13 protein-coding genes are annotated in these 25236 nt (G+C 35.0%); 2 read left to right on the forward strand and 11 right to left on the reverse strand.

Annotated elements, in window-relative coordinates; all coding sequences use genetic code 11:
• Nucleotides 1-323 precede the first annotated feature (323 nt).
• Nucleotides 324-683: a hypothetical protein gene (locus AAYQ19_RS04720; RefSeq protein ID WP_343534417.1), complete on the forward strand. Its 360-nt coding sequence runs from the start codon at nucleotides 324-326 to the stop codon at nucleotides 681-683.
• A 12-nt stretch (nucleotides 684-695) separates the two neighbouring features.
• Here AAYQ19_RS04720 and AAYQ19_RS04725 read toward each other — a convergent pair whose 3' ends face one another.
• From AAYQ19_RS04725 to lacZ, 11 genes are all read right to left on the reverse strand, one after another.
• The gene (locus AAYQ19_RS04725; protein WP_343534418.1) at nucleotides 696-2708 is read right to left on the reverse strand and encodes a DUF2264 domain-containing protein; all 2013 of its coding nucleotides are present in this window, start codon (nucleotides 2706-2708) and stop codon (nucleotides 696-698) included.
• Nucleotides 2709-2713: 5 nt separating this feature from the next.
• Nucleotides 2714-5143, reverse strand: a complete 2430-nt coding sequence (locus AAYQ19_RS04730) for a glycoside hydrolase family 2 TIM barrel-domain containing protein (protein WP_343534420.1) — start codon at nucleotides 5141-5143, stop codon at nucleotides 2714-2716.
• Nucleotides 5144-5345: 202 nt separating this feature from the next.
• A complete protein-coding gene (locus AAYQ19_RS04735; RefSeq protein WP_343534422.1) occupies nucleotides 5346-6371 on the reverse strand; it encodes a glycoside hydrolase family 43 protein in 1026 nt (341 codons plus the stop codon).
• 67 nt (nucleotides 6372-6438) lie between these two features.
• Nucleotides 6439-7563 (reverse strand): glycoside hydrolase family 43 protein, encoded by a 1125-nt coding sequence (locus tag AAYQ19_RS04740; protein WP_343534424.1) that lies wholly within the window; start codon nucleotides 7561-7563, stop codon nucleotides 6439-6441.
• Nucleotides 7560-8423, reverse strand: a complete 864-nt coding sequence (locus AAYQ19_RS04745; protein WP_343534426.1) for a glycoside hydrolase family 16 protein — start codon at nucleotides 8421-8423, stop codon at nucleotides 7560-7562. Before AAYQ19_RS04745 ends, AAYQ19_RS04740 begins: the two co-directional genes overlap by 4 nt.
• A 250-nt stretch (nucleotides 8424-8673) precedes the next feature.
• Nucleotides 8674-10656 carry a RagB/SusD family nutrient uptake outer membrane protein gene (locus AAYQ19_RS04750; protein WP_343534428.1) on the reverse strand — a complete coding sequence of 661 codons (1983 nt, stop codon included), beginning with the start codon at nucleotides 10654-10656 and terminating at the stop codon, nucleotides 8674-8676.
• Nucleotides 10657-10669: 13 nt separating this feature from the next.
• Nucleotides 10670-14002, reverse strand: a complete 3333-nt coding sequence (locus AAYQ19_RS04755; protein ID WP_343534430.1) for a SusC/RagA family TonB-linked outer membrane protein — start codon at nucleotides 14000-14002, stop codon at nucleotides 10670-10672.
• 591 nt (nucleotides 14003-14593) lie between these two features.
• Nucleotides 14594-15748, reverse strand: coding sequence for a glycoside hydrolase family 88/105 protein (locus AAYQ19_RS04760; RefSeq protein WP_343534432.1), 1155 nt, complete (start codon nucleotides 15746-15748; stop codon nucleotides 14594-14596).
• Nucleotides 15749-15772: 24 nt separating this feature from the next.
• Nucleotides 15773-17014: a DUF2264 domain-containing protein gene (locus AAYQ19_RS04765; protein WP_343534434.1), complete on the reverse strand. Its 1242-nt coding sequence runs from the start codon at nucleotides 17012-17014 to the stop codon at nucleotides 15773-15775.
• Between the two features lie 49 nt (nucleotides 17015-17063).
• Nucleotides 17064-21158: a hybrid sensor histidine kinase/response regulator transcription factor gene (locus AAYQ19_RS04770; RefSeq protein WP_343534436.1), complete on the reverse strand. Its 4095-nt coding sequence runs from the start codon at nucleotides 21156-21158 to the stop codon at nucleotides 17064-17066.
• A 156-nt stretch (nucleotides 21159-21314) separates the two neighbouring features.
• Nucleotides 21315-24425 (reverse strand): beta-galactosidase, LacZ type, encoded by a 3111-nt coding sequence (gene lacZ, locus AAYQ19_RS04775; protein WP_343534440.1) that lies wholly within the window; start codon nucleotides 24423-24425, stop codon nucleotides 21315-21317.
• 363 nt (nucleotides 24426-24788) lie between these two features.
• On the opposite strand from lacZ, the gene AAYQ19_RS04780 reads away from it, so the two are divergent.
• Nucleotides 24789-25235, forward strand: coding sequence for a GNAT family N-acetyltransferase (locus AAYQ19_RS04780; protein WP_343534442.1), 447 nt, complete (start codon nucleotides 24789-24791; stop codon nucleotides 25233-25235).
• Nucleotide 25236: the final 1 nt, after the last annotated feature.

Consider the following 25236-nt stretch of genomic DNA (forward strand, 5'->3'; position numbering starts at 1 on the left):
CAGCGGAAATCCTTTTCATGGCGGGGTCCGCCATGAAAAGATTGGAGCGGATAGCGGGAATAAGCTCCTTATTATTGACAAAATCCAATCCTGAAATCCCGAATCACAAAAACGAAGGGCTTCGGCTCCGCTCGCACGGGCAAGATGTACTTATATATTATATGTACATACAAACAAAACCCGACAGGTTTTGAAAACCTGTCGGGTTGCGAAAGAGAATTACTCCTATATATAATAGTGTAAACTTCTACATATATAATATATCTTTTATATTTGCCTAAAAGCAAAACCTAACTTTATACTATTCGTATTTAATCATAATCATGACCGTACAAGACTTAATTGGTAAATATGCAATTTCAGGAAGCAATCAGGACGAAAGCAATCAAGTTACTTATAAAGGTGTCTTGACTTTGTCTTTGGATGAAAACAACCGAATCATTGCCCACTGGTTAATTAACAATTCACAGGAACAAAAAGGAAAAGGCTTTTTTAAAGACAATATTCTTGTTATTAACTTCAACTATAAAGGTGATAATTTGAAAACCTACAAAGGGGTTGCTGTCTACAGATGTATCACTAAAGACGTTCTTGATGGATTTTGGTCTGAAAAACATGGCGATCCGCTTTATCTTGGCACAGAACATTGTTTAAGAATGGAAACATCTGAAAAACTGAATTAAAAATCTCCGCTACTATTTATTATAGTCAATTACTTTTTTTGTTCCGTTTTTAAACTCAATTACAACCGTTCCGTTTGTTTGCTCAGAAAGTTTTAAGGGAATCAATTCTTTATTATTCCATTTTTCGCCTGATTTTTTCCAAAACATTAAAACGGCATATACTGGTGATTTTTGAGATTCAGAATTCGAGACAACATCAATTACTGTACTTTCATTGCTTTCTGGGTGCAAACCTTTTGCATTTACAATTTCAGTTTTATTCCATCCTAAAAGGGGAATCATTGCTAATTGATATTTTCCGTTGTCTATAATAGTTACTTCTTTTCCTTCGATCGTTTTTTTTGTTGTAATAATATCCTTGCCCAATTTTGGCAATGCATAATGTCCTAATCGCATTGAAATTGGTTTTTCGCTATTATTTTTGTCCACTCTCAAAATTCCGTTAGGCAATGGAACATCTGCTAAATTGAACTGAATGTTTTCATCAGTTTCCAAAACTACATTTCTGTAGTAAATACCGTTTTCATATTTTTTAAAAGTATATAATCTAAAGGCTTCCCAGAGATTGTTTTTATTTTTGATGACATAATTCATTGCCACTTCTCCATTTTCACCATCAGCTTGCCAAGGAAAAGCGCTATTATATGACAATCTGTTGTAATTTTCAGTTGACCTAAACTTTTGCCAATCACTGCTTACCTTTTCATGACACCAAGCTCGTACTTCTGAAGCACCGATATTTGGATAATCTGTAATCAGAATTTGTGAATCTCCTTGATATTTATTGTATACTTCATCTTTTTTGAATTTCGTTTCCCAATCACCATTATTCTCTTTGTTTGTCCAAAATGGATTATCATCTGGAACCAGCAATCCTAAAAAGATTTTCCCCATCCAATAAACACTTCCTCTGCAGCTGTAATTTTGGACTGCCGGCTCAAATTCGCCATAAAAACCAAGTGTAGGCACATTGTCTTTCATGAAATCACGATGTGTCAAAAATTGTTTTATAACGCCTGATGAAATTCTGCGCATCCAACCATAATTAGTATTCGGATCATTATAGAATCCCATTAAAGGAAAAGGAACCACAGCTCCAGTTCTATAACTGATACTTCTGCCCCACATAATCATTTCTCCATTTTTACTAAACAAATCTGGATAATTATCTTTTAAATCGTTAAAATTGGATGCAAACTTGGTAGCATATTCAGGATAATTCTTTTTTCCGAAGTATTCCGACCAAATTGTTCCGTACATTTGAAAAGCCCACATACTGTAGTAATCAAAAGCAGGACTATCATTATACCAGCCATTGCCTCGATAATGTTTTAATGATTTTTCTACATATTCTACGAGCAATTTTTCGTTTACACTATAACCTTGGTCTTTATAGAAACTCAAAACAAAAATATTGAAAAACTTCCAGTTCGAATCGACAGTTGGGCCATCGCCATAACTAAGCATTATTTTGGCCAAATCATCTTTCTGTGTTTGTGGAAGTGGTTTCCATAAAACATCTGTATTTGTCATCAGCGAAAGCGCCAAAGCTCCAAATTCGACCAATTTTTGACTTGGACCACCATTTTTGGCGCGGGGCTCAATATAAGACGGGCTTTTTGGATCTGTTAATTTTCCGATTTGATAACGATAATAATCTGCTACTTTAATATTGTTTATTACTAACGATGGATTTTCCTTTAATAAAGGAGAAGCAATAAATAGCGTTCTACAAAGTCCTTCCAATTTTTCTGTTGGAACTTGACTTTCGTTTGCGGGATAACTTTTACCTTCTTGTTTTGGGAATTTCATTGGATCATCCATCGAATGAACATAACTAAAAGCCCCTTCTAATAAATACATCGCTGCATCTCGCCAATGCTGTTTTGTCATTCCTGTGTATGGACTGATTTTGTAGTTTGGATTTTTTATCTGCCATATAGCAGTGTTACTTTTATTTTCCTGCGAAAATATAGATACACTATAAATACTCATAAAGAACAAAAATGCTCTGATTTTATTCATCTTTTTTATTTTTTTGCGATCGCTTGGATCTGAATTGTATTTTTATTTAAGCCTGGCGAACTTACTTCAAGGTTGATTAGGCCTTCTTTATTGCTTTTAATAATTATTAAAGCACGTCCGTTCCAAGCTTTACGTGTCTCAGCAATGTATAAATCTTCATCTTTCATATTGGCATTGTCAACACCTACGATAGTTCCCGCACCAGAAACTTTAAAAGTAAGTTCATTTTGTGCATTTGGTTCTAAAATCCCTTTTTCATCTGTGATTTCAACATTTACATATACCAAATCCTGATCATCTGCCTTTATGGTTTTACGATCTGCGGTTAATTTTATTTTAGCTGCTTGTCCAGCAGTTCTCAAGATAACCGATTCGGTTTCTTTATTGTTTACAATACCAACAGCTTTCAATTCTCCTTTTTCATAAGGAACTACGAATGTCGCTTTAAATTCCTGCGCTTTGCCCGTTTCTTTTTCTCCAAGACTTTTTCCGTTTAGATATAAGCGTACTTTTGGATATTTCGAATACACTTCCACTTCAAGATTTTTACCTTCTTGATTCGGCCAAGTCCAACTTTCCCATGTTGGCCAAACTGCCCAAGAAGTCAGTTTTATAGGTCCACTTGCTGGATTAGGCTCGCGAACTGCCATATAAATTTTCTCGTTGTCATTATATAACATACTTCTGTAATGCGAAATTGGTTTTCTCCTGCCTATTAAATCAACATCACCACAATACGCACCGTGCCATGGATGAAGATTTCCTGTCCAATGTTCCCCTTCTGGATCTCCCGGATATATAGATCTTCCAATTCCAGATTCTCCTAAATAATCCATTGCTGTCCACACAAAATCACCAATAATATAATTGTGTTTCTGAACCAAATCCCAGTTTGCAAAAGCATCTTTTGGATACGATTCTGTTTGTACAATAATACGTGAAGGCACTCTTTTATGATCCGATTCTGCATAATGCAACTGATAATTGTAACCTGCAACGTCGTGCGCCACCATTAAAGGATCAAAAATATCCCAACCTTGATTCCAAGTAGTCATTGCTGATGTTACAGGACGCGAAGGATCAATATTTCTTACCGCGTTGGCCAGCATTTTTGCAGTTTCGACAGCCTCAGGTTTTGTGCGTTCTATTATCTCGTTTCCTGTGCTCCACATAATAATTGAAGGATGATTGCGGTCTCTCAACACCATTGATTCTACATCATGTTTCCACCATTTGTCAAAAATACTGGCATAATCGTAGGTGTTTTTCTGTTCTCTCCATCCGTCAAAAGATTCGTCGATAACAAGCATACCTAATCGGTCGCAAGCATTTAAAAAAGCTTCTGAAGGCGGATTATGCGAAGTTCTTAATGCATTAAATCCGGCAGCTTTAAGCAACTCTACTTTTCTTTCTTCGGCGCGATCGTACGCTGCAGCACCAAGTGCTCCATTATCATGATGCACACAACCTCCATTTAATTTTATTTTTTTTCCGTTTAATACAAATCCGTTTTCTGCACTAAACGCAATCGTTCTGATTCCAAAATCGATTTTAGCTACATCAACCACTTTTGAAGCTGCAATCACAGACGATTTTACGCTGTAAATATTACGTTTCTCTAATGACCATAATTTCGGATCATCCACCGTAAAAATCTGTGTAATTTCTTTTTCCTCATTTGGCTCCAAAGCTATTTTGCTAGAAGATAGAGCGGTTATTTTGTTTTTGCCAAATTCAATTGCAGTAGAAACCACGAAATTTTGCGAAATTGCCGATTCATTTATTACAGTAGTTTTTACTTGAATTTTTGCTTTATTGTTTTTGACTTCCAAAGTAGTAGCTGCAACACCCCAATTTTTAACATGAAGTGCACATTTCACATTCAACCACACATTTCGATATATTCCAGAACCGCTATACCATCTGCAGTTTTTTTGTTGTGAATTGTCAACCTTTACAGCTATTGTATTTTTTTCACCAAACTTCAAATACGGCGAAAGGTCGTATTCAAAAGAGGTATAACCGTATGGTTGCATTCCTACTGATTCTCCATTCACAAATACTTCAGCATTCATGTAAACGCCTTCAAAATAAATAGAAACCTTATTGCCATGCCATTCATTAGGAACCAAAAAAGTTTTTCTGTACCAACCTTTTCCCATTGGATAAAAACCGCCGTCTCCACCACTCGGATTATCTTTTACAGATTTCCCTTCAATGCTCCAATCGTGCGGCACACTTAATTTTCTCCAACTGCTATCATCAAAATTCGGCTTGCTATTTTCAGAAGAATCACCTAATGAAAACTTCCAATCCGAATTGAATACTTGTCTTCGTTGTATAATATTGTTTTGTCCTATACTTTCGGAAATACAGCTCATTAGAAACAAAAAAACTAAGATTGCTGTTTTTATAAATCGTTTACTTTTAGTCATTATAATTTTGATTGTGGTTAGATAGATAAGTTTAAAAGCGCTGAAAAGATGTGTTTACGCTTAGCAAAGCAAGTTATCAAATAAAAAGTGTAAAAACAACACTTTAAAACTATTATGTCTTATCTAACTTTTAAATCCTATTTGTTTAATGGGTTCAATTATATAAACGAAAGTGCCAAAGCCACAAACTGGAGTAATTATTTTATGGCAAATAAGGTTTTACGACCACTAATTTATCGCCAGACAAATCAACTTCAAAAAATTTTGGAATTCGGATTGTTTTGCCATCTACTTTTTTATGGCTGTGAACCGACATCAGCCATTTGCCATCAAATGTTTTGAACAACATTCCATGACCAAAATTTGGCGGCGTAATAGGGTCTTTTTCCTGAATCCATGGACCGTCTAAAGTTCCACTTTTTGAATAGGCTACTCCTTGTGTATAAACATCATAGATCCAGCTTGTCCAAATCATTCCTAAACGTCCAGAGCCTGTTTTAAACAAATAAGGACCGTCTGTTACTTTGTTGGGTTTATCATTTCCATTTTTATCTTTTTCTCTGCTCCACGGGGAGTCGCTTGCCTTAAAAAGCAATTTACCTTCTCCTATCGAACCGCTTAAATCTGGCTTAAGTTCTATTTTTTCCATAGTTCCGTTACCATTTTGCAACCATTCGTAACAATAAATCATATATGGCTTTCCATCTTTATCAACCCAAAATGTACCATCTAGTGTTGGTTTGTTAGCAGGCAAATAGGTATCATCTTTCATTGGCACATACGGTCCTTCAGCTTTTTCGCTAACCAAAATATGACTTGCACGACGCTCAATATCTATACCGTCAACTTTATCTATTATTTTGTCTCTATTTGTAAAAGTCGCGAAATAGTAATATTTGTTTTTATAGAAATGCAATTCTGCCGCCCAAATCATAGGATTTGGTCCCATCCATGAATTTGGATCTGTTTTGGCAATATCATACGGTCCACTCCATGATTTCAAATCTTTGCTTTTCCAGAGTAATCCACCTGTACCGGTCATATAATACATGTTGGTTTTCTTATCTGCTAAAATAGCGGGATCGCTTAATCGAATTGAATCTAATGGAACAGCTTCTTTTATAGGTCTCTTTTTTTGAGCATGCGTGGTTGAAAAAGATAAAAGGCATATCAATACAGAAAAAACAAAAAATGATTTCTGTTTAAAAGAATTTTGCTGTGTTTTCATTTTCATAATTTTTTAGAATAATGCAGTTAGCGACTATTTCAATAATTTAAAGATACGGACAAGTATTTTATTTTTCTGCAAAAGCATTTAAATTCCATTTTTCAAACCATTTCAAAACAGGTTTATCATTTGTCATTTTTATTGGCAACCAAATATAACCGCCGTCAATAGGGTTTTCAGGTTTCCAGCGATCGGCCATGAAAATAAACTGATCTTTTTTTCCTTCTATCGGAAAAATAAATGTGCTTTGCGAATGAAATGTTAGCGCTGCATCTTCACCTACACAAGGATTTCCCAAAGATTTCCAAGGTCCAAAAATAGATTTTGAAGAAAACGAACGCGCTTCATTTGGATCCCAACCCGTACATCCCGATGTAATCATATAATAAGTTCCATCTTTCTTGAAAATTGCCGGTGCTTCATTATGACCCGCAGGCGCCATTCTTGCCCATTTTTTTGTAAAATCCAAATAGTCATCTGTTAATTCTGAAATATGCAACGTCAAATTGTCTTCTGACGAATGAATCAAATAAGCTTTATTATTATCATCTACATAAACCGTCATGTCTCTTGACATTTGGCCTTTTTCAAAATCTCGGCGAACTAACATTCCATTATCTACGGCAGTCAGCCATTCTGGAGACCAAGATTTCAATTTGCTTTCATCAGCTGAAGCGATTTTATTTTCATTTTTAAATCCGATTGGCCAAACATTTTTATTCGGATTATAGGATTTGAAAAATTTAAAAGGGCCTTTTGGACTATCGCTTATTGCAACAGCTGCTTTTGCGGCATTATAACCTTGATTTTTTAGTTCCAAATGAAACCAGAGAACGTATTTGCCCGTTTTTTTATTGAAAATTACTTTCGGGCGTTCCATTATACAGCCTTTTGTTATTTCCGAATTTGAATTGTCTTCTGCTTTCAAAACAATTCCTTCGTTTTTCCAATTGTATAAATCTTTAGAAGAATAACAGCTGAAACCTACCAAAGAAGTGTTTCCTGATTTTCCTTCTGTTTTAAATTCGCCGTACCAGTAATAGATTCCTTTGTCAAACAGAATTCCGCCACCGTGAGCGTTTATATGAATTCCGTTATTGTCTTTCCATTGTTTTCCTGGGGCAAATTCAGTGTTTTGACCTTGCATTATGGCGTATATAAAACTTATAATTATCGAATATTTAAATCTCATTTTAGTTGTTTTTTTTGATAAACTCTGATATAATCTATGATGTATTTTGATGGAAGATTTTTTTCTGTAAAATCACCGCCATTTATACCACCTACCGCTAGATTCACTAATAAATAATGGGGTTGCTGAAACGGGAATATTTTTTTATTCGGATCTTGATTTGCTTCTTTTACATTAATTTCATTCAACAATTTATCGTCTACATATAATTTGATCGCATCTTCATCCCAATCCATTCTCCAAATGTGAAATTTTTCTGCCCATGAAGCCTCTTTAAATTCACTTAGCTTTTTGGTTTGACTATCCCAAGCAACATTTGTTTTGTCTGATTTCCAAGCTGCATTGGCCAAAATCTTTCCCGTATAATATTCCATAATATCAATTTCTCCGTTTGCAGGCCAATTCCCGTTTATGCCCAAACTCCAAAATGCCGGCCACATTCCATTTCCTGTTGGAATTTTAGCTCGCATTTCGAATCGGCCATATTGCCAAGAATGTTTTCCTTGCGTGATTAAACATGAAGAAGTGACTTTTATAGAATCTCTTTGTTTTTTCCAATCATGGTGATTTTTAGAGACAAAATTCGGATTTGCTTTTTTTTCATTTCTGGCTTCAATAATTAGAAAGCCGTCTTTGCAGTATGCATTTTCTTTTTGGTACCATTGATTTTCTTCATTTCGAACAAAACCAATCTCGTAATTCCAATTCTTTTCATCTGGCGCGCCGTTTTTTGAAAATTCATCGCTCCAAACTAATTTGTATTTTTTGTCATCTTGCATTCTTTCTGCATTATTTACAAATCCAGAAAGCATTGCCAATATTGTACTGACAAATAAAAACCTTAAAAGGTAAAATTTCATTTTCTTATTATTTTTAAATCGAAATTTAATGTTTGATTCTTCTATTTAAGCCAATAAAAATCTTCGATCAATTCTAAAAAAACATTTAGAAATAACCCTTAGAGATCAACTATAAATAAAATTTAATTTGTTTGAAAGTCCGCTTGAAGTAAATAAGCTTATTATTATAAATGCTATCTCTGCTTTTTACGGCAGAGATAGTATTTACATCCAATAACATGATAACTAAAATTTAGTCACAAACTCTTTTTTAAAAAGTATCTTCATCAGCAACGGCATCTTGCCATTTGTCCCAAACTTTAATGTTTGGATCATAGCCGTCATAACCATAATTCTGACTTAATTTTCCTTTAATATTTGCTGTTATCGCGCTGCTCGGAATTGGCCAGTAATTATTGCGCTTATCCATTGTGTAAAACTTAGTTCCGTTTGGAACAACAATTCCACTTGGATATTTGTTATAGAGCGTATAATGTACAATACGTTGGTACCAATAACTACCGCCGGCCGCATCGGTTCCTGATTGTTTGTCCCAATTGGCTTTATTGTAGGTCTGTCCCCATTCATCAGGTTTTCCACTGAGTGCAAGACAATGTGAAATACGTTTTAACTCGACATTTCTCCATTCTTCTAAGTAAAGTTCTCTTCCTCTTTCTGCACAAATATCACCAATAGTTACTTGACTGTACATTTGCGATGCACCAGCTCTTGCTCTAATTGTATTTACATCCTGAGTTGCGCCGCCAATATTTCCTTGGTAAAAACGCGCTTCCGCTCTTAATAAATACGTTTCAGCTAAACGATATAAATACCAGTGTGCTTTACTTCCTGTACTTGCTCCTTGAAAATCTGTTGCATTTGGATTCGTTTCGTTTACAACATCATGCAAATAGATTTTATATAAAGGAAAATCAAACCATTCACGAAGTGTATCTTTTGACAACAAAGTAGTACCATTTCTTAATCTGAAATTTTGCTGATAGAATGCAGAAGTTTTATCGCTATACTTTAAATCTTCCATATTTACCCAGTTTCCTACAGTGCTATTATGTCTAAGATCTTGTTTATCTTCAACTCCATTTACAACCCACATTGGATGTTGTGAATAATAAGATGCGCTAATTGTAGCAATTCCGCGTCCTAAGGCTCTTGCATAATCGTACTTTGCTTGGTAATTTACATTATTTGAAGCGAAACGGCCTGCCGCTTGTTTTCCGTCAGGAGTGGTGACAGTACCCGAATTCCAGTTTGGTCCAAAAATCCTCATTGAAGCAAATGGCAAAAATGATTGTACGCCGCCATTTGGCATTACCATAATTGCTTCTGTGTTTCCGGCAATAACTTTGTTTTCTGGTCTGTGCAAATCCCAAATTACGTTTCTGCTGATCGTCCAAGTTGTTGGATTTCCTCCTGCATCGAAAGTTCCAAAAGTTCCCTTTACTAAAGAATAACCTGATTGATTGATCAATAAGTCGGCCTGATTTTCGGCATCTTTAAATCTTCCAGAAGCCAAATAACATTTAATCAATAATTGGCGACACGCTCCTTTGTTTACTACTCCTAAATATGGAAGTTTTGATTGCTCAGGAACCCACTCCACAGCTTTTTCCATATCAGCAGTAATCATTTCGATAATAGCTTCTTTTTTAGTTGAATAATAATTCTGCTTTGGAACTTCCAAAATTTTTGTAATCAATGGAATATCTCCAAATTGATAAACCAAGTTTAAATAACGGTATGCCCGGTGAAAATAGGCCTGACCAATATATTTGCGTTTCACCTCTTCACTCAAACTTGTCACATTGTTGATGTAAGTCAATACAGTATTGGCATGTTTGATTCCAGTATAAGCTTCTGTCCAATAAAATCCGAAATAAAAATCATCATTTGTTGCTGTTTTGTAGCTCATAGTAGGTACGATAGTATTGGCAAAATCAGCAATAGTACTGCTGTTGTCTGTTTTTCCATACTTTGACATATCAGAGAAAACATATTCTGTACCAATAGGCACACTATTGCTGGCACTATTGTAATGGATATAGTTATTACGCAATTGCTTATCGGCACTTGCCAAAACTGCTTGCAATCCAGATTCAGTACTAAAGGTTGTTTCTGGCTCGTAAAACGAAAGCGGATCTGGCTCCAGAAAATCCTTTTCACAAGAAACCAAAAGAGCGGAAGCCACTACTAAAGGTGCAAGTATTGAAATTTTATTTTTAATATATTTTTTCATTGTTGAATAATTTTTAAAGTGAAACATTAAATCCTAGATTGAACATTCTAGTAGCTAGACCTCCTGTTTCTGGATCGCCATAATATTTCCATTCACCCGAAGCAGACCATGTTGCAGCGTTCTGAACTGAAGCATAAATTTTGAAATTTCTCACGTGCAAACGATCGATAAGATCTTTAGGAAGTGAGTAAGCCAACGAAATATTGTCTAAACGAATAAAACTGCGATCGTACAATCTTGCAACTCCAGCTCCTGCAGGTCCTCGTGCATCAAGACGTGCCCACTCATTTGTTGGATTGTCAATTGTCCAATATGGATTTACGAATGGATTGTAATTGTTTGTATACAAACTTCCATCATTATAATTATTCATATAACGGCTATCCAATGATTTGTGTCCCATGTACGAATACATATTGATTGCCAAATTCCAATTTTTGTAAATTTTGAATTCGTTACGCATCGACCAGTTGATTGGCGGTGCTGTCTGTCCTAAAAATTGTTTATCTTTTTCATTATATGTTGGTTTTCCATTCACATCATCAGCTGTATAACTGTTTTCGATTTTTGGATCACCAGGACGTTGTCCGTATTTTGCTGCTTCTGTAGCCTCATCTTTTTGCCAAATTCCGATTACTTTGTAATCCCAAATTTGAGAAATTGGTCTACCAATGAACCATCCATTCGTTTTATCATCAGCTTCTTTTGTACCGATAACATTTCCATTGGCATCTTTGACATCTTCCATATTGCCATATAAGGCATTAATTTTATTCTTGTTGTATGAAAAAGCAACCATTGTTGTCCACTCAAAATTTGGATTTTTAATGTTTACCGTATTAAGAGCGATCTCAATACCTTTATTTTCAACCTCTCCAAGATTTGTTGCAATTGATGAAAACCCAGTAAAATCTGGTAGACGCTGGCTCATAATCATATCATGTGTAACAGATTTATAGACATCCACCGAACCTGTGATTCTTTCTTTCAAGAAACCAAAATCAAGACCAATATTTGATGCTGTCGTTTTCTCCCACTGTAAATTAGGATTCGCCATACGGTCTAATCCCAGATATTTCATATCAACAATATTTCCTGAAGCATCGATATAACCCATTGTTGCTCCTGTACCTGAATTTAAGTTTGCCAAAGCCAAGTACGGATCTGCAAGTGATCTATTTCCGTTTTTACCCCATGATAAACGCAATTTACCAGTGCTCATTGGCTCCCAATGAAACCAGCTTTCTTTATTAAAATTCCATCCTACTGCTACAGAAGGGAAAGTCGCGTAAGGATAAGAAGCTCCAAATGCTGAATATCCATCACGACGTACTGTTCCAGTTACCATGTAACGATCATCGAACGAATAGAAAACTCTTGCCATTAATGCATCAGCAGATTGATGTGTATCTGTTGCTGTGAATGTACTGTTTGCCAATGTTGCATTTTGAATATTGTGAAATCCTAATGCATCTGAAGGCTGAATATTATTGGCATCAATACGATCAGACCATGTTTTTAGATCTTCTGCTTCTTGAACAAAAGTGGCAATGATATGATGCTTTTCAGCAAATGTATAATCCCATGCAATTGTATTATTGATATTCCATGAGAAGTTTTTACCATTTTCTCTGTCAACTCCTATGTTGGCTGCGCTCCAGTTTTTATTTCCTGCTGATTGGAAATAACGATTGTAAAAGAATTGGTAACGTGGTGAGGCATTAAATGTGTAGGTTATTCCGTGAGGCAAAGTCACTTTAGTATTGAAAATGGTGTTCAAAACAGTGTATCCTTTTTCAAGTTCCATATATTGACGGTCATAGTAATAATTGTATCCACCAATTGTTGGCCCCATTGGTTGTCTTGCATAATCACCATTTGCTTCTTTGAAATTAGCATACGGACTATTTCTTAACATATTGGCATCCCAATAGTTTGTACCTGTTCCAACAGAAATATCTCCATCTGAACGATCCTGAAAGTTCACGTTTGCACCAAATTCAAGCCAATCGGTAATTTTAGCATCCATTTTCATATTCGCACGAACAGCAGAATAATCATTTCCTTGAATAGCGCCTTCAGAATTTAGATATCCTAATGACATATAATAATTTACTTTGTCGCTTGCTCCAGAAACGCTTAAGTTATTATCATAATTGATTCCGGTTCTAAAAGTACTATTGTACCAATCGTGTGTTTTTCCATCCACAAAATTTTTCAAAAGCGTTGCATCAGTAATCCCTAAGCGCAATCCCCAAACTTCATTCAGACTTTTCCCTTGAATTTGTGCCGCTGGCTGATAAGCTAGCCATTGCTCTTGAGTAATGCCGTACTGACTTAATTGGCTTGGGTTTGTGTAATAACCGGGTTTATTAGCCGCTGTTCCAGTCACCCATGCTTCATAATTTCCAGTTGTTGTATTAACACCATACGTTTTAGCAGTTTCCCAATCTTCACGGTATTTTACATATCCTTCTGGAGAATACACATTACGATAAGCACTTCTATTTACCATCGTAGTATTTGTTGTAATGTTAATGATCGGTTTACCTGTTTTTCCTTTTTTTGTCGAAATCACAATAACACCAGCCGCTGCTTTAGATCCATATACTGCTGTTGCAGATGCATCTTTCAAAACATCGATTTGGCCAACATCATCTGGATTAATTTCTGAAAGCTCACCGTAAAATTGCATTCCGTCTAAAATAATAAGCGGTGAGTTATGCCCCGCTCCGTCAGGGTTGTAAACAGAAGTTTGTCCACGAATTTGCAATGACCCTCCTCCTTTTGCATCAGCAGAATAACCCACTTTTAAACCTGGAACTCCTCGTAGTAAATCTTGAACGGTTTGTGGATTTTGATTCGCCAATGCATCAGCTTTAACCTGAACAATTGATCCTGTTAAATCCTTTTTCTTCATTTTACCATATCCCACCACTACAACTTCATCTAACGAAGCCGCATTTTCTTTTAATTGAATTGTAATGTTAGTTTTTCCGTTTACTTTAACTTCTTGGCTAACAAAACCAATATACGACACCACTAATGTTGCATTCTGGTCTCCTTTTAAACTAAACTTTCCGTCAAAATCAGTAATTGTACTAATATTTGTTCCTTTTATCGAAACAGTAGCTCCCGGAAGCGGTACGCCATTTTGGTCCTTAACCTGTCCGTTTATTCCATCTTGTTGTTGATTTTTTTCCAGCGCATTTGTGCCAGAAGGCTCTCCTGCATATACCGGAATTTGAGCTAAAGAAGCCAGCACACAAAAAAGGGCAAGTTTCTTTTTAAAATCAAATCCAGATACATAATCAGGAGCATTCATCTTCCTAATAAAGTTTTTCATTGTCTTGGTTGTAATTTTGGTTAAATAATTAGTTTGGTCGAATCTCAGCCGAAGCAAAAAAAATCATCTATAATTCTTTTTGGTGAAAATTTTATAAAATCATTTATTCGCATTTCGACATTCAATTTGAGCTACAAATCTAGCAGAACAGTGTTGTTGAGAGGGGGGGATTTCTGATAATATAGAAGGGGCAAATTAGTACAAGACCGCAAAAACGCTAGGTTTTTAATAAATTCCCAAAAAAAAGAACACCAGAAATCAAAAATCAATAAATATATATTCTGTTTTTAACAAAGAGAATGTTTGCGGGAATTGCAGCAATTGTCATAAAGAATAAAAGATTTCGTTTTTTGATAATCAAATTGGAACAAAAGAAAATCGGCTCAATTTCAATTCAGAAATCAAGCCGATTACTTTATTTAATTCTAACACATAGAATCATAGAATTCAGGTTGAGAAAAGGCGTTTCACTTTTCCTAAATAGACATAGCTATGTGTTAGAAACTAGTTTCTTTCTACGATTCTTGTTGCAAAAAAATCTATGATTCTATGTGTTTAAAAAAAATGCGCAATGCACTTCAAATTATAAAACTACTTCACAAAACGATACATTTCTGAGGCCGCCAATAGAAATGCCCCTACTCCAAAATCAGCCGTAGAATTTTTATCTACAACTTGTCCCGGAATTGCCTTTTCGCCAATAGGTTGTACATAACCAACAGTTCCATCTGCTTGAAGCGCAAAAGTGGTCAAGTAATTCCATGATTTTTCAACCACTGGCAAATAGGTCTTTTTATCCAAAATTCCGTTATTGATTCCCCACAAAAAGCCATACGTAAAAAAAGCTGTTCCACTTGTTTCTGGTCCTGGCGCATGTTCTGGATCTAGAATACTTCTAGTCCAATACCCTTCTTTTTGTTGCGAAACTGCTAATGCTTGCGCCATATCTTTAAAACGTTGGATATATTCCGCTCTATGTTTAGCTGATTTTGGCAAATCCTGAATAATTTTAGCGTAACCTGCAAAAATCCAACCGTCACCTCTAGCCCAAAAATCTTTTTTCCCATTCGCACTCGTATGCTTTGGATATACATATTTCGCATCTCTGAAATACAATTTTGCTTCAGCATCGTACATAATACTATCCGCATATTGCAAATACGTATGCAGTTTTTCTAAATACATTTCGTTGCCTGTAACTTTGTTTAGCTTTGTCATCACCGGCATTACCATGTACAATCCGTCAACCCACCACCAATAATCATTTGCAGAAGTACTCATTTCATATTCCATCACTTCGCGAGCACGCGCAATTTTGTTAGGATCTTTTTTTCCTGTCAAATTGTATAAATCAATATAGGTCTGAAAACAAATCTGCCAGTCGCCAAACAATACATGTTTATCTGTTTCACCATAATTGTATTTCCATTCCGATTTATCGTTTGATTTGGCTCCCATCCATTGATTTTTCTCCGCCCAAGCCATTGAATAATCAAGATATTTTTTGTTTTTTGTCACTTTATAAGCTTCCATATTTCCGGTGTGATAAGCTGAAACATGCCAAAAAGAATTCCCAGGTTCAGGATGTGAAGTTTGCCAACGATTATTAACTTGGTCGATAATGGCAATTACCTCTTTTTTAGATTGTTTTATTGCACTTGTTGTACTTGCAGAAGTACTTTTACAACTTACAGCCAGTAATGAAACAGCTGAAATAGCAATAAAAATTGATTTTTTAAAATACATAATTATAATAAGATTAAGCGTTGATTATTTTGAAGCATGATCAATTGGAATTTCTTGACCTGACCATATTTTCTTTTGTGTCCAAGGCTGATAAGCATCAGCCCAAAACGGATCTGTAGCTGGCAAACCTAAAACTAAAAAAGCTTCTGAACATAAATACAAACTTCCTGTTGAAATATAGCCTTCGCCAATATTAGGCTGATGACCATACAAGCCAATTTGAAGCCAACCATTTTTATCAAAAGTTTCTTTGACATTTATTTGATTGTTAATCATGAAATATAAGGCCGAACGAACTTGTGCTGGATCAATTTCTTTTGGCAATTCTTTCCAAAGTGCGATTTGTGAAAGCAATTGGAATGCGCCGAAACGATACGCTAGTGATCTTCCAATTGGCGGATACGTTCCGTCAGGCGAAATCATTCTTTCCTGAATTGCTGCGTAGCGTCTTGCTCTATTTAATTCTGTTTCGAAATCTTTTTTGTAGTCGTTATTTTTTTCTTTTAAAAGATTCAAAATATCCAACTGCATTGGGTGAATCACAAAACTATTGTAATAATCCCAGTGAAATTCAGGTCCGTCGCCGTAAGTTCCATCACCTAAATACCATTTTTTATGTTCTGATAAAGCATAATTTAATCTATTTGCATCTTCATCTTTATCAAATTTGATAATGGCTGCTTCAACCATTCCCGCAAAAAGAAGCCAATTGCTATGATACGGTTCAATAACTCGAGTTGATTTTAAAGCCGCAATAACATTTGCTTTTGTAGTTGCATCAAGCGGTTCCCAAAGCTGTTTTGGCGCACGAAGCAAAGCTTGCGCAAAAAAAGCAGCATCAACCAACGGTTGTTTGTCTTTCACAAAATTCATAAAATCGGCCGAAGTTGGATCGGTCGCATTGTGAATTGATTTTTGTGCCAAAATGATGTACTTTGCTCTCAATTTTCCTTCTGGAGTATTATCTGGACCTAATTCCAGCCAAGGCGCCATTCCTGAAAGCGTTCTTCCAAAAGCTTCCAAATAAGTGACATGCTTTCGATCGTCCCAAGCGCCAGGTGATCTTTCAACTGGCATCAGAAGTTTTAACTGATTGTTGCTTAAGGCCGTCAAAACTGGATCTCCAATTTTGATCAAAGAATTTACAAAGAACTCACGTACTTTTTCCGGAGAATCTTTTTCCGGTTTCTTGGATTGTGCATGTGCGTTTGCCAACATAAAACAAGCAAACAATATTAAAACAACATTTTTCAAAAGATGATTCATATACTTTCTTTAATCTATTTTCTTTTTTCTTTTTTCTTTCTTATTAATTCTATGTCGACTTCCAAAAACTTTCATTCAGAATATATTTGTTATCCTTCACATTTTGATATTTCTTTTTGAACTCGGAAGGATTCAAATTATAAAACTGTTGAAAATGTTTTCTGAAATATTTTATATCGCCAAATCCAGCAATTGAAGCGGCTTGACTTATTTGCAAATCAGTTGTAATCAATAAAGTTGCAACTTTTCGGAGGCGAACATTTCGTGTAAATTCCAAAACTGATTTTCCTGTAATTTTTTTGATTTTCTTATAAACCAAAGAATGGCTCATTCCTAGTTCGCTGGATAATTCTTTAATATTAAAATCATCAACATCTAAATTTGAATCAATGATTTCGATAATTTTATCCAGCAATTTTTTATCCTCATCAGACAATTTTGGACCCGCTACATTTTTCGTAACCGAATTAAGCAAATAATGCTGTTCACTGTCCCGACGTGTCAAGATTCCATTGATTCTAGCTAACAAATATTCGTTATCAAATGGTTTTGTAATGTAATCATCTGCACCAACTTCGGCACCTTTTAATTTTACATCTTCAGAAGTTCCCCCTGTAAGCAGAATTACAGGAATATGTTTTAAATCGGGATCTGATTTTATGTGTTTGCAAAATGCCACACCATTCATTTCGCCCATTACGACATCAGAAATAATCAAATCGGGTTGCACATTTTTAATAATATCCAACGCATTTTCAGCATTTTCAGCTGCTGTAACATGATACTTTGAGGCTAAAATTCGTTTTAAATAATTTCGAATTTGAACATTGTCATCAACAACCAAAATACTTTTCGCATCTTTAATTACATCTTTTACATTTTCAGGTTCTTCTTCTATTTTCTTCAAAACATTTTCGCGGATTGCTGTTTCTTCTAAAGCTTCATCTAAAAACACCGTTCGGTCGCTTAAGTATTCACGAATTTCAATATCTCCAAAATGTTCTTTTCCTAAAAGCAGTTTTATTTCAAAAATAGAACCTCCGTTTTCATTATCACGACAGCTTACTTTTCCGTGATGTTGGGTTATAAATTGTTTGACCAAATACAAACCAATACCAAATCCTTTGCGGTTATTCTTGACATTTTTTCCGGATTGATAAAACAAATTAAATATTTTGTCTTTGTCAGCATCTTCAACGCCTTCGCCGTTATCTGTCACATTTATTATAACCTCAGAATCCGTGCATCGCAAATTCACTGCAACTTTTCCGTTTTCTTTTTCAGTGAACTTTAAAGCATTGGAAACCAAATTAAACAAAGCCATTTCGATTTTCTCACGATCTACATAAACCAACTGTCTTTCCTCAGAAATACTAAAACTGTAATCAATCTTTTTTGATTTTGCGTGTTGCACAAAACAGCTAAATACTTCTTTACACAACTCTACAATATCTATTTGTCCAACTTTAAGTTTTCCTGTTTCGGTTTCCGTTTTTCTAAAAAGAAGCAATTGATCAACCAAACTCAACAATCGTCTGGAATTGCTATATACCATTTCAATTGCGGCAGGATCAATTTGTTGTTCCGTACCGTAAATAATATCTTTTAACGGATTGATAATCATCGTTAAAGGCGACCTGAATTCATGAGAGATATTAGTAAAAAAAGTTAGCTTTTTCTCGTTCAATTCTTTTTCCTGTTTCGCCAAATCTTGCGAAAGTCGTACTTCATATTTAAGCTGTGCCTGCTCGCGCTGGTATTTATCGACCACATAAATTATCAGTACGAAAGCAATAAAATAAATACCGTAAGCCCACCAGCTTCTGTACCAAGGTGGCAAAATAGTTATTGGCAAAGAAATAGATTTGTTGTTCCAAACTCCTTCTGCATTCGTCGATTTAATTTTCAAAACATAATCTCCTTCTGTAATTCTGGAATAATTGGCACTTCTGATATTATCTACATAATGCCATTGCGAATCCCATCCTTCCAAAAAATAAGCATATGAAATTTTCTCTGGCAAACTGTATTCCAAAGCAGCAAAATCAATGTTCAACATCGATTCGTCATAAGGAAGTTTAAGTTTTTCCACTCCAAAAGCCCCTAACCCATCTTGATCAAAAGTTTTATTGTTTACTTTAATCGAGGTGATGATCAATTTTGGGAAAGCATGAACTTGACTGTTGATTTTGGTATCAATGATATTAAACCCTTTAATCCCGCCAAATACAATTTCGCCAGTAGAAAGTCTTAGAGCCGCATTATAATTAAATTGATTACTCTGAAGTCCATCGGCGTCGTGATAGCTTGTGATTTTTCCAGTATCAACATTATACACAAATATTCCGTTATATGTGCTGCACCAATAAGCGCCCTGCTTATCACGTACGATATTTAAAATCGAATTATTTGGAAGTCCATTTCGTTGCGTCAAAAATTTCTTTTCGAAAGTTTTTGGGTTAAAAATCATCAAACCACCACCTTCAGTGCCCACAAGCATTTTGGTGTCAGAATGCGAAACAATAGAACGTACAGGATATTTGACATCAATTTCTTTTCGCTGCATTGTTTTGGCATCAAAACGAAACAATTTAGAAAAATTCCCAATCCAAAGATGATTCTGATCTTGTGTCATCGAAATGATGCCACGAATTTTAGCATCTACAAAATCAAACTGATCTGTTATTTCATTGTATCGGTACAAACCTTCTTCATCTGGTGACGCCGCCCATAAAATATTTTTGCTGCATTTGAATAATACCCAAATATTTTTTTGAATCGCTTTGAGTTTTGGATTAAAAAGATTGTACTTTTTAAAATTGTGTGTTTTAGAATTAAAAAGACAAACACCTCCTCCGTAAGTTCCAAACCAAGTTCCTTTGCTATCTTTTAAAATGGCAGAAACGAAATTATTGCTCAGAGAATTCGGATTATTGGAATTATAAGAATAATTGCTAAAAGTATTTGTTTTTCTGTTCCAAAGACTCGCGCCCGCACCATCTGTCCCAATCCAGAGGTTTTCTGAATCTTGTTCACATAATGAAAGAATAAAATCGCTTGGCAAAGTATTTTTTGTCTGCTCATTTTTAGAAATCGTCACAAAAGGACTTTTGGTCTCTTCAATAGTATTTACGCCACCTCTAAGTGTTCCAATCCACACGCGATTTTCATTATCTAAATAAAGCGATGATATAGCATTACTGTTGAGTTTTTCTTCATTTAGACAAGCATTCAGCAACGAAAAAGAATCTTTGCCGTAGTTGTATTTTACAATTCCATTTCCATTTGTAGCAATCCAAAGCTCATTAGCGGAAGCCTTAAACATTAAATCCGAAATAGGATATTGAATTTCTTGATTGGTATAAAGATGATGTGCTTTGCTTTTTGTATTGTATTTTAAAAGTCCTTCTTCGGTCGCCATCCAAATATTTGAATATTTATCGAATAACATACAGCCGCTTCCAACAGTGCTCTCAAAAACAACCGAAAGTCTTTTTGCTCCAGATTCCATCGCCACTAAACCAATGCCTGCAACGGAACACCACAATTTGCCTGAAGCATCGAAATCCAATTCTTGTACATGAAAATCCCATTTTAATTTTCCCTTTACCAAAAGCGGAATCTGAACAATGTTTTCATTTTCGCCTGCCGCAAACAACAAACCTTTGCCAGCGGTTGCGATGTACATTTTTGATTTATAATCTTGAATTTGGTTGACAACAAAATCTATTTTTTCACTTTTAGACGTTTTTTCATTGATAAAATTCTTTGTGCTAAACTGATTGCTCAGGTAATTGTAAACCGAAATTCCTCCTTTTGTGCCAATCCAGATTTCATTTTGAGTGCCACAGATACTTACAATTCTGTTATTTGCCAAAGAATTAGCATCATTTGGCTCATTTCTAAAACTTAGAAAATTATAGCCATCATATCGACTGACACCATCATAAGTACCGAACCACATCAAACCTCTTTTGTCTTTGTAAACTGAGGTCACAGCATTATTCGCCAAACCATTTTTGATTCCGATATAGCCAATATCATATTTTTTCTGTCCAAATTTTGGAATAGAATTTCCCGCAGTCTGTGATTTAGCAGACAAATGAACTAAAAGTGCAAAAAATAATAAGATTTTGGTTTTCAAAATTTCGGATTTCAGATTAAGTTTATTTTTATTTTCTTAAAAAAATAGCGATTAAATATTATTCGTGTGAAAAATACAATTATTAAATTAATCTTAAAAAAAACCTATGAAAATAAATCATAGGTTTTTCATGTAAAAAACACATACAATTCTTAATCAATTAACCAATGAAATTATATAAGAGTATGTATATTTTTTATCTGTTAAGCGATATTGATCGTGAGGCAAACGTCCCCAGCTGTCATCTCCACCTACACCTCTTTGCTTATAATCCAAATGAAGATAAACGGCATCTTTAGAATCTAAATCCAAGTCAGATGGATGACGTTGTGCCTTTGTTTTCCCGGGATCCAAAGCCTCTGTCGAGATGTTCAAAGCGCTAAAACCTAATGCTTGCAAGCCTTCAAATTTTACGCCTTGGCCTTTGTCATTTTTCAAAGTCAACCAACGAACATCAGTTTTATAACCGCCTTCTTGTGGACGAATATAACTTTTTGTGTATTGATTGATTACCTTATCTGAATATTCTCCAACAAACGCCGCTGAATTTCTGTCCGAATAATTCTCCCACGGTCCTCTTCCGTAATAACTTAAATTATCAAATGATCCATTTAATTTTGCACGCATTCCAAAACGAGGCATTTCTGGCAATTCTTTTCCTTCTAAATTAATTGAAGCCGTCACTTTTATTGCGCCGTTATTTTGAATCAAATAATCTACAGTATAAGGAACATCAGCTCCTGCTAATTTATAAGTTGCTTTTATTAGTAAACCTTCAGGCGATTTTTTATCTAAAACCACACTTACAATTGATGCGTTTTGTGAAGCTTCTTTCCAAATTACCAGCTTTTTAGGCATTTCGCTTCCAAAGTCATTGTCTGTTGGAGCACGCCAGAAATAAGGAGTTGGGAAATTGGTGAAAATTGCATTTGAATCGTTTTTCAAATTGTATTTTAAAATTTCTCCTTTTTTAATGTCAAATTCGCCTGAAACATTTTCAGCTTCAAAAGAAAGAATATCGCCTTTAACTGTATATTTCAATTTTGAAGCACTTTTTTCAGTTATATTTCCAAAATAAGAACCTTTTCCAATTGCAAATTGCTCTCTTGCAAACTCATGTCCTTTTGCAACCAACGGCGCATCTGCTTTTGAATAAGCATACACATTTACAAAATATTCAGAAGTTGCATCAATTGAACCTAAATCTAAAGTGACTTTCTTGCTTTCTGCTGGAGCCGCATCTACATTAAATTCTCCCGATTTTACTTTCGCTCCGTTTTTAATTAATTCCCATTTGAAATTATAATCAGAAAGATTAGTGAAATTATACAGATTAGTTACCGTTAAATCAGAATCATTCAATTGAAAATGAATATTTTGATATACTTTTTTGATTTCGCTTAAAGCTGGTTTTGGCGTTCTGTTTGAAAAAATAACACCATCTGCACAACCATTTTCATCATTTTGCAATTTTGAAGCGCCTAAATCACCTCCGTAAGCCCAAAATGTTTTTCCATTTGCATCTTTGGTTTTGATTCCTTGGTCAACCCAATCCCAAATAAATCCACCTTGCATGTGTTTACTGCTGTTGATGATATCCCAATATTCTTGAAAATTACCACCGCTATTTCCCATCGCGTGCGCATACTCACACATAATGTAAGGACGATTTTTATCTGCCGCCGCATACGATTTCATGCTTTTGATTCCTGGATACATCGGGCAAACAATATCTGTATTTCTGTTTTCTCCAGCTTGCTCAAACTGAACCGGACGAGTTGAATCGACTTTTTTCAACCAATCATACGCATCATAAAAAACTGGCCCGTTTCCGCACTCATTTCCTAGCGACCAAATAATAATCGAAGGATGATTTTTATCAAAAGCAAACATTCTTTTTATACGATCCAAATGTGCAGGCGCCCATTCTGGTAAATACGCGGGATGTTTTTTCTGGTCAAACCAATTTTGCCATTCTGCACCCATTGCGTGCGACTCGATATTTGCTTCATCTACAACATAAAAACCGTATTCATCACATAAATCATACAATTTAGTATCGTGCGGATAATGACTCATACGAATCGCATTAATATTGAATTCCTTCATCAACTGAAGGTCTTTCAGCATTAATTCCTCGTTTGGAACGTGACCATTTACATCATCGTGCTCGTGAATATTGACACCTTTTACCATCACTGCTTTTCCGTTAACTAAAAGCTGTGCATTTTTGATTTCAACTTTTCTGAAACCTGTTTTTTTAGAAACTGCTTCAAGAATATTTCCTTTGCTGTCTAATAATGAGATTGTGTATTTGTACAAATTCGGCGTTTCGGCATTCCATTGTTTTACGTTTTCAATGGTTTTTGAAAAGTTTACATTTGATTCTTTTCCACTTACTTTTTTGCTTTCAGAATAAACTGTTTTCCCTTCTTTATCAAACAATTCCACTTTTACAGATGGATTTTTGATCTTGTTATTTTCGAAGTATTTTAAAGTAACATCAAGATTAAAAAGTCCGTTTTTGTATAAATTGTCTAAATCGCTTTTTACAAAATAATCCCAAACAGCCGTTTTTGGCATTGCTTGCAAATAAACATCGCGCTCGATACCGCTTAATCTCCAGAAATCCTGATCTTCAAGATAACTTCCGTCATGCCATCTAAAAACCTGGACGGCAATTAAATTTTCGCCTTTCTTTAAAAAAGAAGTAATATTAAATTCAGCCGGAGTTTTTGAAGCTTTTGTCATTCCGACTTCTTTTCCGTTCAAAAATACTCTTGCATAACCTGAAATAGATCCAAAATGAAGAATAATTTCTTTATCATTCCAAGAATCTGAAACGGTAAAATTGCGTCTGTAACTCGCAACTGGATTGTAATCTCCAGCTATAAAAGGAGGATTTTTTGGAAATGGATAGGTAATATTGGTATAAATCGGAATATCATAACCTTGCAATTCCCAGTTTGAAGGCACTTTAATTTCTGACCATTTGCTCACATCGAGATTGGGTTCGAAAAAATCTGTTGGTCTTTGTGCGGGAGTTTTGACAATATCGAATTTCCAAAGTCCGTTTAAACTTTGATATAAAGCCGATTTTTTAGGATTGTTTTCCTTTAATTCGTCAGCGTTACTATATAAGAGAAACGAACTTCTCCCCGATTCTTTTCCTCGGTCTAAAACTTGCGGGTTTTCCCATTCATTGGTTTGTGCAAAATTCATTTGTGCACTTAAAAACAGCGACGCTGCTAATAAAATTTTCTTCATCTAACTATTTTTGATTGTCTAAGGTTGTGTTTTTAAAACAGAAAAATGTCATTCCAAATTGATTTAAAGCATTTCTTTATAAAAAACTTATAAAAAAGGAACGGCCCTAACACTAACCAAATCTTAAAAACGTACGCTTTAAATCAATTTGGAATGACAAATTCTTAATCACAAATTTAGATATTCACTTAAAAGACATGAGGGGCAATCCGATATACTAAAAGGGGTATTTTAGTATTCGTACACATTCTGTACAATTTTACCCCCTATTTTAATGCATTTTTAGCATCACATGATAAAAAAATAGCATTTTATATCATTACTCTCGATTTTATCTTTGACAAAAAAATAAAATACTATTTAATGAATTACAGCTACGCAATTAAAGCATTTGGAGAATTTACCAATTTGGAACTTTATCAAATGTTACGATTAAGAAGTGAAGTTTTTGTGGTAGAGCAAAATTGTGTCTATCAAGATTTGGATAATAAAGACCAGAAAAGTTTTCATCTTTTATATTATGTAAATGATGAATTGGCAGGATGCACGCGATTGCTTCCAACGGGTTTGTCATATGATGAAATTTCCATTGGAAGAGTTGTAATTGCACCAACGTTCCGCGGATTGGGTTTAGGGAAAAAAATTATGGAAGCTTCGATTGCAGGTTGTCAGGAAAAATTTGGCGTAGGCCCAATTCGGATTAGTGCGCAATATCATTTATCCAATTTTTATCAATCACTGGGATTTGTGGAGCAAGGCGAACCGTATGACGAAGATGGAATTCCGCATATCGAAATGCTACGAGCTTAAA

The organism is Flavobacterium mesophilum (assembly GCF_039581405.1).
Taxonomy (GTDB): Bacteria; Bacteroidota; Bacteroidia; order Flavobacteriales; family Flavobacteriaceae; genus Flavobacterium.

Excerpts from the sequence above, each read along its gene's own strand:
- AAYQ19_RS04720 (WP_343534417.1), top strand. The coding sequence starts at position 324 with ATGACCGTACAAGACTTAATTGGTAAATATGCAATTTCAGGAAGCAAT.
- AAYQ19_RS04725 (WP_343534418.1), bottom strand. The coding sequence starts at position 2,708 with ATGAATAAAATCAGAGCATTTTTGTTCTTTATGAGTATTTATAGTGTA.
- AAYQ19_RS04730 (WP_343534420.1), bottom strand. The coding sequence starts at position 5,143 with ATGACTAAAAGTAAACGATTTATAAAAACAGCAATCTTAGTTTTTTTG.
- AAYQ19_RS04735 (WP_343534422.1), bottom strand. The coding sequence starts at position 6,371 with ATGAAAACACAGCAAAATTCTTTTAAACAGAAATCATTTTTTGTTTTT.
- AAYQ19_RS04740 (WP_343534424.1), bottom strand. The coding sequence starts at position 7,563 with ATGAGATTTAAATATTCGATAATTATAAGTTTTATATACGCCATAATG.
- AAYQ19_RS04745 (WP_343534426.1), bottom strand. The coding sequence starts at position 8,423 with ATGAAATTTTACCTTTTAAGGTTTTTATTTGTCAGTACAATATTGGCA.
- AAYQ19_RS04750 (WP_343534428.1), bottom strand. The coding sequence starts at position 10,656 with ATGAAAAAATATATTAAAAATAAAATTTCAATACTTGCACCTTTAGTA.
- AAYQ19_RS04755 (WP_343534430.1), bottom strand. The coding sequence starts at position 14,002 with ATGAAAAACTTTATTAGGAAGATGAATGCTCCTGATTATGTATCTGGA.
- AAYQ19_RS04760 (WP_343534432.1), bottom strand. The coding sequence starts at position 15,748 with ATGTATTTTAAAAAATCAATTTTTATTGCTATTTCAGCTGTTTCATTA.
- AAYQ19_RS04765 (WP_343534434.1), bottom strand. The coding sequence starts at position 17,014 with ATGAATCATCTTTTGAAAAATGTTGTTTTAATATTGTTTGCTTGTTTT.
- lacZ (WP_343534440.1), bottom strand. The coding sequence starts at position 24,425 with ATGAAGAAAATTTTATTAGCAGCGTCGCTGTTTTTAAGTGCACAAATG.
- AAYQ19_RS04780 (WP_343534442.1), top strand. The coding sequence starts at position 24,789 with ATGAATTACAGCTACGCAATTAAAGCATTTGGAGAATTTACCAATTTG.